This is a genomic window from Bacillus sp. GC_Bacil_1, assembly GCF_026540675.1.
Lineage (GTDB): Bacteria > Bacillota > Bacilli > Bacillales > Bacillaceae_G > Bacillus_A > Bacillus_A cereus.
The window spans coordinates 22,372-40,368 of sequence record NZ_JALNUG010000021.1 but is presented as its reverse complement, the minus strand read 5'-3'; the positions used below and the strand labels follow the sequence as shown (position 1 = coordinate 40,368).

The following is a 17,997-nucleotide window of genomic DNA, read 5'->3' as shown; positions in this document are numbered from 1 at the left end:
GATATATGCTACAATGCTTTGTTTTTTAATATGTAATGAAATTATATATTAACTTTATTAACTATTCAAGTCTTTAATATATTACATTTTCATAACTAAAATAACTCCTCAATTGAGGAGCTATTTTAGTTATTCGATTGATAACCATCAATTCGATGTGGATGTGTGTAAATATTACAAGATTCATTTCTAATAAATCCTACGACTGTAATGCCTAAATCGTGAGCAAGTTGCAATGCTAGTTTTGTTGGGGCAGATTTAGATAGAACAATTTCACATCCGATTTTTGAAACTTTGAGTAAAATTTCGGATGAAATACGTCCGCTAAATGCGATAATTTTTCCTTTAACAGATATATCATTGCGTAAACAATGACCGTATATTTTGTCTAATGCATTATGTCTTCCGATATCCATTCTTGATAGAAGGATATTATTTCGATCACATAGCGCGGTATTGTGAACACCACCAGTTTGGCGAAAGGTAGTGGAAGATTGTTGTAAAGTATTCATTAAGTAAAAACATTCTTCAGGAGTAATTTTTACATGTATATCATGTAAGTCTTTTGCTTTTGCCGCATCGTTTACGAAAATAAAACCTTGTCTACCTTTTCCGCAGCAAGAAGTGATGTATCGTTTATTATATAAAGTTTGATAGAGCGGATTCACTTTTGATGATTTTACATGGACAATTCCGTTATCTTTTTGAACCCATAGTTCTTCAACATCGTTATAGGAAGAAATAATCCCCTCAGAAATTAAAAAACCAATTACCATATCTTCAATATAATTTGGTGTGCATACGACTGTTACATATTCTTCACCATTCAATTTAATAGTAATAGGAGATTCTGTAACAATCTCGTCAAGTTGTTTTGAAAATGTACCAGATTGATAACGTACAATTGTATAAGTCTCTTGCGTAGGCCCCATATTTAATTCCCCTTTTATATGTATTTCTCTCCCACATTTATCATAAAACAATGGGAAAAATAAAAACACCTATTAACAAGAAGATCACAGATTATTTTGGTTATTATTGTATATGTACGATATAATAGAACTGTAGAATAGTGATATTTTCAAGCTTTCGTAGTTATACCTTATAACATCTAGAATCGACTTCATAAGAAAGTATTTGGGTAGAGCGTTTCAAAAATATGTACAGTAATGCGGTTTTGAAAACGGATTCATAATTGTGTTGTACAGTTGGTTGTAAGGAGAGGGGAAACTATGGCAGAACAGACAGTCCGTGTAACCGTCGATGGTAAAGAATTTTCTGCATCAGGTGAAAAGACGATACTACAATTATTTAACGAGAGTAATTTGGAACATCCTCAAATTTGTCATGTACCAGAAGTAGATCCAATTCAAACTTGTGATACGTGTATTGTAGAAGTAAATGGAAAGTTATTGCGTGCTTGTTCAACGAAATTAGAGAACGGTATGCATATCGAAAGACAGTCCCAGCGTGCAAAAGAGGCACAGACTGAGGCAATGGATCGAATATTAGAGAATCACCTACTGTATTGTACCGTTTGTGATAACAATAATGGTAACTGTAAAGTCCATAATACAGTACATATGATGGGAATTGAGGAACAGAAATATCCGTATGAGCCAAAAGTAAGTGCGTGTGAAGTGGATATGTCACATCCATTTTATCGATATGATCCAAATCAATGTATTGCTTGTGGGCAGTGTGTAGAAGTATGTCAAAACTTACAAGTGAATGAAACTATATCGATTGATTGGAGCTTAGACCGTCCACGTGTTATATGGGACAATGGTGTAAGTATAAATGACTCATCTTGTGTAAGTTGTGGACAATGTGTAACAGTATGTCCATGTAATGCGTTAATGGAAAAAACAATGCTGGGTGAAGCTGGATTCATGACAGGATTGAAACCGGATGTGTTAGATCCGATGATTGATTTTGTAAAGGATGTAGAGCCGGGATATAGTAGTATTTTAGCAGTTTCAGAAGTAGAGGCTGCGATGCGTAAGACGAAAGTGAATAAAACAAAAACAGTTTGTACATTTTGTGGTGTAGGTTGTTCATTTGAAGTATGGACGAAAGACCGCCACATTTTGAAAGTACAGCCTGTTTCAGATGCGCCGGTTAACGGTATTTCCACATGTGTAAAAGGAAAATTTGGATGGGATTTTGTAAACAGTGAAGATCGTATTACAAAGCCATTAATTCGCCAAGGAGATATGTTTGTTGAAGCTTCATGGGAAGAGGCTCTTGAAGTTGTTGCATCCAATATGCAGCATATTAAATCAGAATATGGAAGTGATGCATTTGGATTTATTTCTTCTTCGAAAGTAACGAATGAAGAAAATTATCTTATGCAAAAACTAGCCCGTCAAATATATGGAACGAATAATGTAGACAACTGTTCCCGTTATTGTCAATCTCCAGCAACAGATGGTTTATTTAAAACTGTCGGTATGGGAGGGGACGCTGGAACAGTGAAGGATATTGCGGAAGCAGGCCTTGTCATTATCGTTGGAGCAAATCCAACAGAAGGACATCCTGTACTTGCAACGCGTGTAAAACGTGCTCATAAATTACATGACCAAAAATTAATTGTGGCGGACCTTCGTAAACATGAAATGGCAGAGCGTGCGGATTTATTCATTCATCCGCGCCAAGGAACTGATTATGTATGGCTCGCTGGTATTACGAAATATATTATTGATCAAGATTGGCACGATAAAAAGTTCATAGCTGAAAATGTGAAGAATTTTGATGAATATAGCAAAATGGTAGAAAAGTATACGCTTGATTATACAGAAGAAATTACGGGGATTTCGAAAGAAAATCTGAAAGAAATGGCTCGTATGGTATATGAAGCAGATGGTACTTGTGTACTTTGGGGAATGGGTGTAACGCAAAATACTGGAGGAAGTACAACTTCAGCAGCAATTTCAAATCTATTGCTTGTTACGGGTAATTATCGTCGTCCTGGTGCGGGAGCATATCCATTACGCGGACATAATAACGTACAAGGCGCTTGTGATATGGCAACATTACCAAACTGGCTTCCAGGTTACCAAGCAGTTTCAGATGATGCGCTCCGTGCGAAATTTGAAAAAGCATACGGTACTACAATTCCGAAAGCACCAGGCTTAAATAATATTGCAATGTTACTTGCGGCAGATGAAGGAAAACTGCGTGGTATGTATGTTATGGGTGAAGAAATGGCTTTAGTAGATTCGAATGCCAACCATGTACAACATATTTTAGCGAATTTAGATTTCCTTGTTGTTCAAGATATGTTCTTATCGAAAACAGCTCGTTTTGCTGATGTTATTTTACCGGCAGCACCAAGCTTAGAAAAAGAGGGAACATTTACGAATACAGAGCGCCGTATTCAAAGATTATATGAAGTATTGAAGCCGCTTGGTGATTCAAAGCCAGACTGGTGGATTTTACAAAAAGTAGCTCGTGCACTTGGCGGGGACTGGAATTATGAAAATCCAAGTGAAATCATGGATGAAATTGCATCGCTTGCACCTTTATATTCTCAGGCAACATACGATCGTTTAGAAGGATGGAATAGTTTATGTTGGGGTAGCCATGATGGCAGCGATACACCACTATTATATGTGGACGGATTTAACTTCCCAGATAAACTAGCTCGTCTATCATTAGATGAATGGGTACCACCAGTTGTAGCGCCAGATGAGTATGATTTACTTTTAAATAATGGTCGTATGTTAGAACATTTCCATGAAGGGAATATGACGAATAAATCGGCTGGTATTTTATCTAAAGTATCTGAAGTGTTCGTTGAAATCTCGCCTGAACTTGCCCTAGAGCGCAATGTGAAAGATGGTGGTCTTGTAGAATTAGCATCACCATTTGGGAAAATTAAAGTACAGGCACTTGTTACAGATCGTGTAACGGGGAAAGAGCTATATTTACCGATGCATGCAACGGTAAATGAAGAGGCAATCAATATTTTAACTGGAACGGCGACAGATCTTTATACGTGTACACCAGCGTACAAACAAACGATGGTAAAGATGCGTGTACTACGTGAAAGAGGGAATCGTCCGTTACCATCTTCAAACCCGAGAGATAAAAAGCGTAATCCGCAAAACGGTGTTGAAATCCAGCAAAAATGGCAAAGAAAACAATACGTATCACTTGTGGACTAGGGGGCGGAGAGAGTGGCGAAAGAAATTACTGTAATTAAAAAGAAAGTTGTAACAGAGGAAGAACAGAAACAGCAAGTAGCAGATGAACTTCTAAATGAGCTATCTAATAATCGTGAAGCAGTAGAAGAAACGATGCAGCTTTTAGCACAGTTGCAGAAGGCTGGTATATTAGATGCGGCAATTAGTTTACTTGCTGCGAAGGAAGATGTTTCAAAAATCGCTGTGGAGCAATTAAATCGTGAACCCGTTAAAAATGCGTTAAATAATATGATGGGGGCAGGAGAAGCGTTATCTTCAGTTGACCCAGAAATAACGAAGCAAATTACGTCAAGTTTAGTTACAGGATTGCAATTTGCAACAGATGAATTAAATAGTGGCAAAAAAACAAAAGTGATGGATTTCTTTAAAGTATTAAAAGATCCAGATATCAATAGAGCTATTACATTCGGTTTTAGCTTCTTGAAAGCATTTGGACAAGGGCTAGAGAAAAAATAGAATAAATGAAAAAGTGATGGGAAGTAGCCATCACTTTTTTCATTATATGTATAAGAGTGTTCATGTTAAGCGGAATATATTATTATTAAAAAGATGGATTAGAACTGGAAATATGGAATCCATCTCAAATACCGTTTTAGAATTTGGAGGAATATATGCAACACCGTAAAAAACTATCTATACCAGGAGTAATGAGACATTCCTTTCAAACAGTTAAATTTGCTTTTTGGAATGTATTAACTTTTCAACTTGCTTATAAATTATTAGCAGCGATTGTGTTTGTTCCGCTATTTGGAATTATTTTTAATAAGTTATTGTATTTTGGTGGTTATGCAAATGCGACAAATGATGAATTATTAGCGTTTTTAAAGACGCCTTATGGCATCTTAGCAATCGTAATTTTATCATTGTTAGCACTGTTTCTTATCTTTACGGAATTTGCGGTGCTTATTATTATTTCGTATTTCGCTCATAAAAGACAGAAGGTGAAATTACGTCCGATTTTATATAAAACGGTAACGTATTTACCTACTCTTTTCACATATTGCTTACCAGGATTTATTTTATATGCTGTCGTATTGTTGCCTCTTTTAAATATGGGATATGAAACGGCATTAATCCCGCAAATTCAAATTCCTAACTTTATTACAGGAGAACTGTTTAAGACAACGATGGGGCAAGTTGGTTATTACACGTTCTTTGCTGTAGTCGCGTATTTGAATCTTCGATGGATTTTCGTTCTACCTATTGTTGTTTTAGAGCAAAAATCATTTCGCGTGGCAGCACGTAAAAGTGCAAATTTAGTAAAGGAAAGCTTTTTTAAAGTACTACTCTTTTTAGTAGGATTTTTTATTTCAATTGGAATTGTATATGTCGTATTTTTGGGAATATATTTATTGTGCCTATGGGGTGTTTATGAATTTACAAACCCGAAAGGAACATTTGCATTATTAGCTGAATCAACGATTTCTGTATTTTTAACGAGCACATTGTATTTATTCAGCTTTATCGTGACGCCATTTTATATTATGGCGATTACGCGATTATACTTACAAAAGGTACCGGTTGAAGATGTTTTATTAGAAGAAGGATTAGATTATTCGAAAACGAAAGCAGATAAATGTTTCTTCCAAAAACATCGTTGGAAATTCATTGGCGTATACATTGTAGGGATTATTACTGCGGGAATGGTCGTTGCCTTCATTGTAACGTTTATTTCAAATTCGTATAAAGAACCGATTATTATGGCGCACCGCGGGTATATATCAAAAGGCGTAGAAAATACGAAAGAAGCTGTGCAAGGTGCTATTGATGCAAAAGCAGACTACGCTGAAATAGATGTATTACAAACGAAAGACGGTGAACTAGCGGTTATACATGATTTGAAGCTGAAACGTCTCGCAAATGCAAATGTGCATGTGTCAGATTTAACGATGGTTGAGTTAAGGCAGCTTACCCTTAGTCAAGATGGACTTTCAGGACAAATAAGTACACTTGATGAAATCATTAAGCTAGCAAATGGCAAAATCAAACTTAATATAGAAGTGAAGCTTCATGGGGGCGAAAAAGACTTTGTAAACAAAGTCTTAAAAACGATTAAAGATAATGAATTTGAGAAGCAATGTGTAATTCAAACGTTACACTATCCGCTTATTAAAGAGTTTAAGCGTGCAAATCCAGATATAAAAGTAGGGTATATATTGTATGCAAGTAGAGCTAACTTAAAGAATGTGAAGGCTGACTTTTACGTAGCAGAAGAATATATGTTAAATAAGAAATTAGTAAAAGAAGCAAGGAAGTTAAACAAACCAATTTACGTATGGACAGTAAATGATATGGAAAATTTAAAGGCATATTATAAGTTAAACGTAGATGGTATCATAACTGATTACCCTGAAGATGCACGTGAAACAATTAAGATGTTAAAAGAGCAAGAAGCGGAAGAAAGTGATCTGTTTGATAAAATTACTGAGACGACAGATGATTTGTTTTTAAAATTATTTATAAGTTACCCAGCTGCTAGCTAAATGCTAGCAGCTGTTTTTTTGTGAAAAGAATATATCTCTAAAGTATTAAGTAAAGTAATAACTGTATATGTATACGTTATCGCTTAGTTTTTTACATTGTTACATTATTGTCAAATAATAAATGATTACTGTTTATTTTGAAGAAGTATAATAAAAATTGAGTGAAAGATAATGGAATGTCACGAAACCCCTAATAGAATCAATGTTTTATATATTTACACTATTCTAAATATATAAACTTTATAAAAATGATATGTTAGCGTTTTCATAACTTTTAAGTTATGCTAGAATAAGGACATAAGTTATTAATTATTACAAAAAGAAAAAAGAATCTCTTTTTTCTGTTAATTATAAGGGGGCATTTCATTATGCGTATTGGGGTACCAGCAGAAATTAAAAACAACGAAAACCGTGTGGCAATGACACCAGCAGGTGTTGTACATTTAATTCGTAACAATCACGAAGTATTCATTCAAAAGGGTGCAGGTTTAGGATCTGGTTTCACAGACGCTCAGTATGTTGAAGCGGGAGCAAAAATTGTTGATACAGCTGAAGAAGCTTGGAACATGGAAATGGTTATGAAAGTTAAAGAACCAATTGAAAGCGAATACAAACACTTCAGTGAAGGCTTAATCTTATTCACATACTTACACTTAGCTCCAGAGCCAGAATTAACAAAAGCGTTAATTGAGAAGAAAGTTGTTGCGATTGCATACGAAACAGTACAATTAGAAAACCGTTCTCTACCATTACTTGCACCTATGAGTGAAGTAGCTGGTCGTATGGCTGCACAAATTGGTGCGCAATTCCTTGAGAAAAACAAAGGCGGTAAAGGTATCTTACTTGCAGGTGTTCCAGGAGTTAAACGTGGTAAAGTAACAATCATCGGTGGTGGACAAGCTGGTACAAATGCTGCTAAAATTGCAGTTGGACTAGGTGCGGATGTAACAATCATCGACTTAAGTGCAGAACGTCTTCGTCAATTAGATGACATTTTCGGAAACCAAGTAAAAACTTTAATGTCTAATCCTTACAATATTGCAGAAGCTGTAAAAGAGTCTGATCTTGTAATCGGTGCAGTATTAATCCCAGGTGCAAAAGCTCCAAAACTTGTAACAGAAGAAATGATTAAATCAATGGAACCAGGTTCTGTTGTTGTAGATATCGCGATTGACCAAGGTGGTATTTTCGAAACAACTGACCGTATTACAACTCATGATAACCCAACTTACGAAAAACACGGCGTTGTTCATTATGCAGTTGCAAACATGCCAGGTGCGGTTCCACGTACATCAACTCTTGCATTAACAAACGTAACAGTACCATATGCAGTACAAATTGCGAACAAAGGCTACAAAGAAGCTTGCCTAGGCAACTCTGCATTACTAAAAGGTATTAACACATTAGATGGCTATGTAACATTTGAAGCAGTTGCAGAAGCTCACGGTGTAGAGTACAAAGGTGCTAAAGAATTATTAGAAGCAGAAACAGTATCTTGCTAATAGAAGCATTATACAAAACAAAATCGAACAATATATAATACAACATGATAAGAGCTAAGAGATAATACCTCTTAGCTCTTCTTAGTAAAAGGGGGCATACATCGTGGCCAACCTATTTAAAAAGAAATCCGTTACGCAATTGTTAGGGGAAAGTAAAAGTAAAACTTTGACGAAAACGCTAGGGGCATTTGACCTAACAATGCTAGGGATTGGTGCGATAATTGGTACAGGAGTTCTAGTATTAACTGGATTAGTAGCAGCAAGAGATGCTGGTCCAGCAGTTATTTTTTCATTTATGATTGCAGCAATTGTTTGTGGATTTGCAGCATTATGTTATGCAGAAGTTGCATCTACACTTCCTGTTTCAGGTAGTGTGTACACATATTCGTATGCAACAATTGGTGAGTTTGTTGCTCATTTAATGGGATGGACATTACTATCCGTATATGTCGTAACGACTGCCGCAGTAGCTGGCGGATGGACTGGTTATTTCAATAATTTAGTGAGTGGACTGGGACTTGAAATTCCGAAAGCGTTGCTAACAATTCCAGCGCAAGGTGGTATGGTAAACTTACCAGCAGTTATCGTTACGTTAGTGATAACTTGGTTATTATCACGAGGTACGAAAGAAAGTAAGCGTGTGAATAACATAATGGTATTAATTAAAATTGGTATTGTTGTTTTATTCATTGCAGTTGGTGTATTCTACGTGAAACCAGAAAACTGGATACCATTTGCACCTTACGGTTTAAGTGGAGTGTTCGCAGGGGGAGCAGCAGTATTCTTTGCTTTCTTAGGATTTGATGCATTAGCAACTTCTGCTGAAGAAGTAAAAAATCCGCAACGTGATCTACCAATTGGTATTATTGCTTCGTTAGTTATTTGTACAATCATTTATGTTGTAGTTTGTCTCGTTATGACGGGTATGGTTTCTTATAAAGAGCTAGATGTACCGGAAGCGATGGCATATGTGTTAGAGGTTGTAGGACAAGATAAAGTGGCTGGTGTAATTGCTATTGGAGCTGTAATCGGTATTATGGCTGTAATTTTCGCTTACATTTATGCGACAACACGTGTATTCTTCGCAATGAGTCGTGACGGTTTATTACCAAAATCTTTTGCGAAAATTAACAAGAAGACTGAAGCGCCAACATTTTCAGTTTGGTTAACAGGAATTGGTAGTGCTTTAATTGCTGGATTTATCGATTTAAAAGAATTGTCGAATTTAGCGAATATTGGAGCGTTATTAACATTCGCCATGGTTGGTGTAACTGTTATCATTCTTCGTAAAACGCATCCGAAATTACAACGTGGATTTATGGTACCACTTGTACCGATCTTACCGATTATTTCAATTGCATGTTGTCTATTCTTAATGGTAAATTTACCGTTAACAACATGGATATACTTTGGTATTTGGTTAGCGATTGGAGTAGTTGTATACTTTGTTTATTCGAAAAAGCATAGTCATTTAAAAGACGATGGAAGTTCGCAGGATAATTTAGATCAAGCTAATTAAAGGGATATAAACACAGTAAGCCTTGTGCGTCTAGGGAGCGCGCAAGGCTTTTTCTTTTGTTGAAATAAAGGGAACGTATAGTACTTTGTTGAATTTTTATGTCGGAATATGAAAAAAGGGTGTGCGAATTGTACATCCTTTTTTGTATGAGAATATAGAGGATGCGGAAAATATGTATATGCCTTACTAAAATGTGAACGAAATGTTCATAAAAAAAATTCAGATTTCATTGACACATATGAGTAGGCGCTCATATAATAAGAGTATAAGATATATGAATAATTGTTCATATGTTCAATTAAAGAGGTGAGCTATAATGGCTGGAAATAAAGTAGAAACACCACAAGAGACATGTTCTCAAACGATAATTCATGAAGAAGTTGTTGAGCAAGTAAAACAAACAATTCCAACTGATGAAAGTTTAAGTAAAGTAGCAGAACTATTTAAAGTATTAGGTGACCGTACACGTACGAGAATATTACATGCGCTATTTGAAGCTGAAATGTGCGTTTGTGATTTAGCTTATTTATTAGGAATGACACAATCATCTATTTCGCATCAGCTTCGTGTGTTAAAGCAAGCGAAACTTGTGAAGAATCGTAAAGAAGGAAAGGTTGTTTATTATTCGTTAGCTGACCAGCACGTAATTCATATCTTCGAGCAAGCGTTTGAACACGTAAACGAAGAAGAATAAAAAGAACGCGAGGAGGGAGAACGATGGCTGAAGCGTTAGTGAAAAAGAAACTGATGTTAGAAGGTTTAGATTGTGCGAATTGTGCAATGAAAATTGAAAAAGGTGTTAGGAATATAGAAGGAGTAAATTCTTGCTCTGTAAACTTCGCAACAAAGACAATGATCTTAGAAACAGCACAAAATAAAGAAAACGAAGTTGTTACGGAAGCAAAACAACTCGTTACAAAATTAGAACCGCATATTAAAGTGCAAGAAGAACAAAAAAATAAAATTGCTAAAGAAGTATTTATATTAGAAGGTTTAGATTGCGCGAACTGTGCAATGAAAATTGAAAATAAAGTGAAGGAAATGCCAGCTGTCTCAGAAGCAACTGTTGATTTCGTATCGAAGAAACTACGAGTAGAAGTTGCGAATAAAAGAGAACTAGAAGCAACTGTAGCAAATATAACAAATGTCGTTCAAAAGTTAGAGCCAGATGTGAAAGTTGTTCGTGAAGAGAAGAACGGTCATGACCACGGACATAGTCACGATCATGGTGAAGCAAACGTGAAAAAGATGGTAGGGAGATTAGTGGTCGGCGGAATTTTGACAGCAATTGCTGCATTAGCGAGCTTACCACAAATGGTAACAATTCCGTTATTCGTCCTTGCTTATTTATTAATAGGTGGAGATATCGTTTGGAGAGCGGTAAGAAACATGACTCGCGGCCAAGTATTTGATGAAAACTTCTTAATGGCAATTGCAACTGTAGGAGCCTTTGCAATTCAGCAATATTCAGAAGCCGTAGCAGTAATGCTATTTTATCAAGTAGGAGAACTATTCCAAAGCATTGCGGTAAACCGCTCTCGAAAATCAATTACTTCATTAATGGATATTCGTCCTGATTATGCGAATGTAAAGATTGGGAATGAAACGAAACAAGTATCACCAGAAGATGTACAAATTGGCGATTATATTATCGTTAAGCCAGGTGAGAAAGTACCATTAGACGGAAAAGTAATTGAAGGAACATCAATGGTAGATACTTCAGCATTAACTGGTGAATCTGTACCACGTGAAGTTGAAGTTGGAAATGATGTATTAAGTGGCTTTGTGAACCAAAACGGTGTATTAACAATTGAAGTTACAAAAGAGTTTGGTGAATCAACTGTATCGAAAATTTTAGATTTAGTTCAAAATGCAAGCAGTAAAAAAGCACCAACAGAAAACTTTATTACGAAGTTTGCGCGTTACTACACTCCAGTTGTAGTTATTACAGCGGCGATCATGGCGTTTATTCCACCGCTTATTTTAGAAGGGGCTACATTCTCTGAGTGGATTTATAGAGCTTTAGTGTTCTTAGTAATCTCTTGTCCATGTGCGTTAGTTGTATCCATTCCTCTTGGATTCTTTGGAGGTATCGGTGGTGCATCTAAAAGTGGTGTGTTAGTAAAAGGTAGTAACTATTTAGAAGCTTTAAATGATGTAAAATATATTGTTTTTGACAAAACAGGAACATTAACAAAAGGTGTTTTCAAAGTTACAAAAATGGAACCGAGCGAAGGTACTACAAGCGAAGAGTTATTAGAGTATGCGGCATTTGCTGAAGTGTATTCTAACCATCCAATTGCCCAATCTATTCGAAAGGCATATGGAAAATCAATTGATGAAAAAATAATCGATGATTATAACGAAATTTCTGGTCACGGTACAGTCGTAAAAGTACAAGGAAAAGAAATTTTTGCAGGTAATGCAAAATTAATGAGAAAAGAAAATATTGAATTTAAACAACCAGAAACAGTAGGTACATTAGTTCACGTTGCTGTAGATGGAAAATATGCAGGTTATATTGTTATTTCTGATGAGGTAAAAGAGGATTCGAAACAAGCGATTCAAAAGTTAAAAGAACTAGGTATTAAAAAGACAGTAATGTTAACTGGTGATGCAAAAACAGTTGGTGAAGCTGTCGGTAAAGAATTAGGCTTAGATGAAGTTCATGCGGAATTACTACCGCAACAAAAAGTAGAAGAGATTGAAAAAATTGATGCAGCGAAGCATGGAAAAGAAAAAATTGCCTTCGTTGGTGACGGTATTAACGATACACCAGTATTAGCCCGTGCAGACGTTGGTGTTGCGATGGGTGGTTTAGGATCAGATGCAGCAATTGAAGCGGCAGACATCGTTATTATGACTGATGAGCCTTCAAAAATTGCGACAGCTGTAAAAATTGCAAAACGCACAAGAAGTATAGTGTGGCAAAATATCATCTTTGCTTTAGGTGTAAAAGGGATCGTTCTATTACTTGGTGCCTTTGGTATTGCAACAATGTGGGAAGCTGTTTTCTCAGATGTTGGTGTGACACTACTTGCAGTGTTAAATGCAATGCGTGTATTACGAGTGAAAGATTTATAAAAAAGAGGACGCAACCTGCGTCCTCTTTTTTATTGGTTATTTTGTTGAAATTGATTTAATAAAATAATATCAAATATTATTTTACTTTTAAATAATATAATATTAAAATTTAAAAATAAAAAACATTCGTCGTATTATTTTAATATATTTTTTACAAATATCCATATAGTATTGAAAAAACAGAGAAGGAGAAACTTCTCTGTTTACTTTTGTATGTTTTTTTCAACTTGTTCTCGAACAGTTTGAATGTAATTCATTTTATGATCCCAACATTCTTGGCTTAAATCGACAGGATACTCTTCGGGATTTAAAGTTCGCATGTATTCTTCCCAAAATAGAGCGAGACTCTGTTCATTATATTGTTGAATATCTAATATACTTGGTAGTTCATATGTTCTTTCACCGTTAACGAAAATGTCTTTATGGAGTTCACGGGCTTCAAAGTTTGTTACGAATTTACTTATATATGTGTGAACTGGATGGAACATTTTTAAGCGCTCTTCTTTTCCAGGTTCTTCAGAATCTAACGCAATATAATCGCCTTCTGCATGATCGTTAACCCGATTGATAATACGATAAATTCGTTTCAGTCCTGGAGTGGTAATTTTTTCAGGATTAGATGAAATTTTAATCGTATCATTTAATTTTCCGCCAGTATCTTCAATTGCAACTAGTTTGTAAACAGCCCCTAATGCAGGTTGCTCAAAGGACGTAATTAATTTCGTCCCAACGCCCCATACGTCAATTTTTGCCCCTTGAGATTTAAGGTGCATAATTGTGTATTCATCTAAATCGCTAGAAGCGATAATTTTTGTATTTGTAAACCCTGATTCATCTAGTAGTTTTCGTGCCTTTTTCGATAAATAAGCCATATCACCACTATCAAGACGTATACCATAGAAATCAATACGATCCCCAAATTCTTTTGCAACACGAATTGCATTTGGAACACCAGATTTCAATGTGTCATATGTATCAACGAGAAAGACGCACTTCTTATGAGTTTCAGCGTATTTCTTAAACGCAACGTATTCATCGCGATATGCTTGAACGAAAGAGTGAGCGTGTGTGCCAGCTACAGGGATCCCGAAGCGTTTCCCAGCACGAACGTTGCTTGTAGAGGAGAAACCACCAATAAAGGCAGCGCGTGTCCCCCAAAGGGCGGCATCGAACTCATGGGCACGTCTTGTGCCGAACTCTAAAAGCTCATCATTACTTGCAGCATGTTTCATACGAGCAGCTTTTGTTGCAATTAATGTTTGGTAATTCACAATATTTAAGAGGGCGGTTTCAATAATTTGTGCTTCACCCAGTGGTGCATCAACACGTAATAAAGGCTCGTTATTAAATACAACTTCACCTTCTTGCATACTGCGAATCGTCCCAGTGAATTTCATATTTTGTAAATAATGAAGGAATTCTTCTTCAAATTTTAATTCTGCTAAATAAGCGATATCGCTTTCAGTAAAACTGAAATTTTCTATGTACTCTACAATTTTCTCAAGGCCAGCAAAAACAGCGTAGCCGTTCTCAAATGGAAGCTTTCGAAAATATAAATCAAAAACAGAACGGCGATTATGAATACCATCTTTCCAATATGTATAAGCCATGTTGATTTGATATAGGTCTGTATGTAAGGCATAACTATCGTCTTTATAATGAGTCATCGCGAGAACACCTCCATAATTTGGTTATAGTATACCAATTTTTCACCATTCGTAGCAAAGAAGAGATATTGAAGTGAAGTCAAGAGAGAAAAAAATGAAATTATGCATATTTTTTAGAAAATTTATATTTATCAATTTATATTTCTCCAGATTTTATGTATTATTAGAGTAATGGGGTAATGAGAATGGAGGAGGACAATGCAACAAACATTAGAAAAAATAGGCAAACAAGTCTTTTACAAACGGCTTCAGCAAAAAATGACACAAGAAGAATTATGTCAGGGCATTTGTTCTGTCTCATACTTAAGTAAGATTGAAAATGGAAAGATCGAAGCATCAGAAGAAATTCTACAATTGCTCTGCACAAGACTAGAAATTGCCGTGACGGATTTGAGAGATGTAGAAGAAGATGTGAAGGGGAAGCTGGATGAATGGTTAAATGCACTAGTTCATTTAGACAAGCAACAAGTAGAACGTATATATGAAGAGTTGCAAGGTGAAATGAAGCATGTGTTGGATTTTGAAATTATAAATTATTATAAACTGCTGTATACGCGATATTTAATTATGAAAAGGGACTTAGTAGCTCTTGAAGAAGAATTGGATAAGTTGAAAAAGGTGTATAAAAAATATTCACCATTTCAAAAAATGCTTTATACGTATAGTAGGGCGTTATTATATTCTTTACAGTATAAATATACACAGGCTTTGGAGTACTTACTGCAAACGGAAACCATGGCGAAGGCACTGGGCTATTATGAAACGGGGATATATTATAATTTAGCGCTCACATATAGTCAGATGGAAATAGACCACATGACTTTATACTTTGCCAATGTTGCGTTAGAAGGCTTTAAGAGTGAGTATAAGTTTAGAAATATAATTAATTGTAAATTTCTAATTGCATTTAGTTATACTCGAAAAAAACAATATAATGAAGCGATGGAAATCTATAATCATATTCTAAGAGAAGCAAATTCTTTTGCGGATAAAGATAATATTATGTCAATCGCTTTAAATAATATTGGTTATTTGTATTACCGTCAAAAGAATTATGTGAAGGCAAAAGAGTATTATATAGAATGTTTAAAGTATAAAAAAGAAGAGGATATGAATTATATTGATGCTATGTATGAACTATCCTTACAATGTATTCAATTGGGAGAATTTGAAGACGCGAAGAAATGGATTGAAAAAGGTATTTTTGCTGCAAAGAAAGCTGAAAGATACAAAGGAATGTTATATTTACTATTAAGTTTACAATATAAGTATTTTGAAAAAAGAGATACTTATAAAAGGTTTTTGGAAACAGAGGTAGTTCCTTTTTTTAAAGCTGAAAACAATATAAAAGATTTGAAAACTATATATTTAGAGTTGGCGGAGTACTTAGAAGAATGCGCAGATTTTAAAGAAAGTAATTATTATTATAAATTAGCAATAAAATTATTAGAAGAATAAAAAGGAGTGAGATTATGAAAAAGTTTATTGTAGGAACATTTGTAATTATGTCAATTGCGGCGATAGTATTAGATATTCAGTATGCTTGGAAACCAGATGTCCTTGGTCAAGAAGCTAAAACCGTTGAACAAATTAATTCATAATGAAGAAACCCCTTTCCAACCGGAAAGGGGTTTTTCAATATTTGTTCCTCAAAATTCTACAAAACTTGAGAAAATAATTATTTGAATTTTTAGTATATTAATAGTGGAAACATAATGCTAATATGAAACTACTCTTTTTCAAAAAAAATTTTTATTAGGGGGAAGGTTCATGAAAAAGAAAAGTTTAGCGTTAGTGTTAGCGACAGGAATGGCAGTTACAACGTTTGGAGGGACAGGCTCTGCATTTGCGGATTCTAAAAATGTACTCTCTACGAAGAAGTACAATGAGACAGTACAGTCACCTGAGTTTATTTCTGGTGATCTAACTGGAGCGACTGGTAAGAAAGCAGAATCTGTTGTGTTTGATTACTTAAACGCAGCAAAAGGTGATTACAAGCTAGGGGAAAAGAGTGCGCAAGATTCTTTCAAAGTGAAACAAGTGAAGAAAGATGCTGTAACTGATTCAACAGTAGTACGTATGCAACAAGTTTACGAAGGAGTACCTGTATGGGGTTCTACTCAAGTAGCTCACGTAAGTAAAGACGGTTCTTTAAAAGTATTGTCTGGAACAGTTGCACCTGATTTAGACAAAAAGGAAAAGTTAAAAAATAAAAATAAGATTGAAGGCGCAAAAGCAATTGAAATCGCGCAGCAAGATTTAGGGGTAACACCGAAATATGAGGTAGAACCAAAAGCGGACTTATATGTATATCAAAATGGTGAAGAAACAACATATGCATATGTTGTAAATCTAAATTTCTTAGATCCAAGTCCAGGAAACTACTACTATTTCATTGAAGCAGACAGCGGTAAAGTATTAAATAAATATAATAAATTGGATCATGTAGCAAATGAAGATAAATCACCAATTAAGCAAGAGGCTCCTAAACAGGATGCGAAAGCAGTAGTAAAACCTGTAACAGGAACAAATAAAGTAGGAACTGGTAAAGGTGTATTAGGAGATACGAAATCACTCAATACAACATTATCTGGCTCATCTTACTACTTACAAGATAATACGCGCGGAGCAACGATTTTCACATATGATGCGAAAAATCGTACTACATTGCCAGGAACTTTATGGGTAGATGCAGATAATGTTTTCAATGCAGCGTATGATGCAGCGGCAGTAGATGCTCATTACTATGCAGGTAAAACATATGATTATTATAAAGCTACATTTAATAGAAACTCTATTAATGATGCAGGGGCACCGTTAAAATCAACAGTTCATTACGGAAGTAAGTATAATAATGCATTCTGGAACGGCTCACAAATGGTATACGGAGATGGAGATGGTGTAACATTCACTTCATTATCTGGTGGAATTGACGTAATTGGTCACGAATTAACGCATGCTGTTACGGAAAATAGCTCGGACTTAATTTATCAAAATGAATCAGGAGCGTTAAATGAAGCGATTTCTGATATCTTTGGTACTTTAGTAGAATTCTATGATAACCGTAACCCAGATTGGGAGATTGGTGAAGATATTTACACGCCTGGTAAAGCAGGAGATGCGCTTCGCTCTATGAGTGATCCAGCGAAATATGGTGACCCAGACCATTATTCTAAGCGTTACACTGGTACTAGTGATAACGGTGGGGTTCATACAAACAGTGGTATCATTAACAAACAAGCTTATTTATTAGCAAATGGTGGTACGCATTCGGGTGTAACTGTAACGGGCATTGGTAAAGATAAGTTAGGTGCGATTTACTACCGTGCAAATACACAATATTTCACGCAATCTACTACATTTAGCCAAGCTCGTGCTGGTGCAGTACAAGCTGCAGCTGATTTATATGGTGCGACTTCTGCGGAAGTAGCGGCAGTTAAGCAATCGTTTAGTGCTGTTGGTATTAACTAAGGATTTAAAGGATAGCTATTAATAAAATACCTCAAAAATAAAGAAGGAGCATAGGCTCCTTCT

Annotated in this window: 12 protein-coding genes; 10 read left to right on the top strand and 2 right to left on the bottom strand. The window is 35.5% G+C overall.

Annotated features, from left to right (window positions below; genetic code table 11):
- Positions 1-125 precede the first annotated feature (125 nt).
- The gene (gene fdhD / locus OXT04_RS24735) at positions 126-932 is read right to left on the bottom strand and encodes a formate dehydrogenase accessory sulfurtransferase FdhD (RefSeq protein ID WP_000529238.1); all 807 of its coding nucleotides are present in this window, start codon (positions 930-932) and stop codon (positions 126-128) included.
- Positions 933-1,232: 300 nt separating this feature from the next.
- On the opposite strand from fdhD, the gene fdhF reads away from it, so the two are divergent.
- The 7 genes from fdhF to OXT04_RS24700 all read left to right on the top strand — a co-directional run bounded on the left by fdhF (position 1,233) and on the right by OXT04_RS24700 (position 12,796).
- Positions 1,233-4,169 (top strand): formate dehydrogenase subunit alpha, encoded by a 2,937-nt coding sequence (gene fdhF / locus OXT04_RS24730; protein WP_267418276.1) that lies wholly within the window; start codon positions 1,233-1,235, stop codon positions 4,167-4,169.
- A 12-nt stretch (positions 4,170-4,181) separates the two neighbouring features.
- The gene (locus OXT04_RS24725) at positions 4,182-4,664 is read left to right on the top strand and encodes a helical membrane plugin domain-containing protein (RefSeq protein ID WP_001040540.1); all 483 of its coding nucleotides are present in this window, start codon (positions 4,182-4,184) and stop codon (positions 4,662-4,664) included.
- A gap of 155 nt (positions 4,665-4,819) precedes the next feature.
- Positions 4,820-6,691 (top strand): glycerophosphodiester phosphodiesterase, encoded by a 1,872-nt coding sequence (locus OXT04_RS24720; RefSeq protein WP_001164721.1) that lies wholly within the window; start codon positions 4,820-4,822, stop codon positions 6,689-6,691.
- Between the two features lie 368 nt (positions 6,692-7,059).
- Positions 7,060-8,193 (top strand): alanine dehydrogenase, encoded by a 1,134-nt coding sequence (ald, locus tag OXT04_RS24715; RefSeq protein WP_001219741.1) that lies wholly within the window; start codon positions 7,060-7,062, stop codon positions 8,191-8,193.
- 103 nt (positions 8,194-8,296) lie between these two features.
- Positions 8,297-9,712 (top strand): amino acid permease, encoded by a 1,416-nt coding sequence (locus OXT04_RS24710; RefSeq protein ID WP_001284896.1) that lies wholly within the window; start codon positions 8,297-8,299, stop codon positions 9,710-9,712.
- 316 nt (positions 9,713-10,028) lie between these two features.
- Positions 10,029-10,406 (top strand): ArsR/SmtB family transcription factor, encoded by a 378-nt coding sequence (locus OXT04_RS24705; protein ID WP_000918378.1) that lies wholly within the window; start codon positions 10,029-10,031, stop codon positions 10,404-10,406.
- A gap of 23 nt (positions 10,407-10,429) precedes the next feature.
- Positions 10,430-12,796 carry a heavy metal translocating P-type ATPase gene (locus tag OXT04_RS24700; RefSeq protein ID WP_267418264.1) on the top strand — a complete coding sequence of 789 codons (2,367 nt, stop codon included), beginning with the start codon at positions 10,430-10,432 and terminating at the stop codon, positions 12,794-12,796.
- 203 nt (positions 12,797-12,999) lie between these two features.
- On the opposite strand, the gene OXT04_RS24695 is transcribed toward OXT04_RS24700, so the two are convergent.
- On the bottom strand, positions 13,000-14,463 hold the full coding sequence (locus OXT04_RS24695) for a nicotinate phosphoribosyltransferase (protein ID WP_086422020.1): 1,464 nt from the start codon (positions 14,461-14,463) through the stop codon (positions 13,000-13,002).
- 198 nt (positions 14,464-14,661) lie between these two features.
- Here OXT04_RS24695 and OXT04_RS24690 point away from each other — a divergent pair, with 198 nt between their 5' ends.
- From OXT04_RS24690 to OXT04_RS24680, 3 genes are all read left to right on the top strand, one after another.
- Positions 14,662-15,921 (top strand): tetratricopeptide repeat protein, encoded by a 1,260-nt coding sequence (locus tag OXT04_RS24690; RefSeq protein WP_061661011.1) that lies wholly within the window; start codon positions 14,662-14,664, stop codon positions 15,919-15,921.
- 14 nt (positions 15,922-15,935) lie between these two features.
- Entirely contained in the window at positions 15,936-16,064 is a 129-nt protein-coding gene (locus OXT04_RS24685) for an NprX family peptide pheromone (RefSeq protein WP_000713580.1), read from the top strand.
- A 169-nt stretch (positions 16,065-16,233) separates the two neighbouring features.
- Entirely contained in the window at positions 16,234-17,934 is a 1,701-nt protein-coding gene (locus tag OXT04_RS24680) for a M4 family metallopeptidase (RefSeq protein WP_000730376.1), read from the top strand.
- Positions 17,935-17,997: the final 63 nt, after the last annotated feature.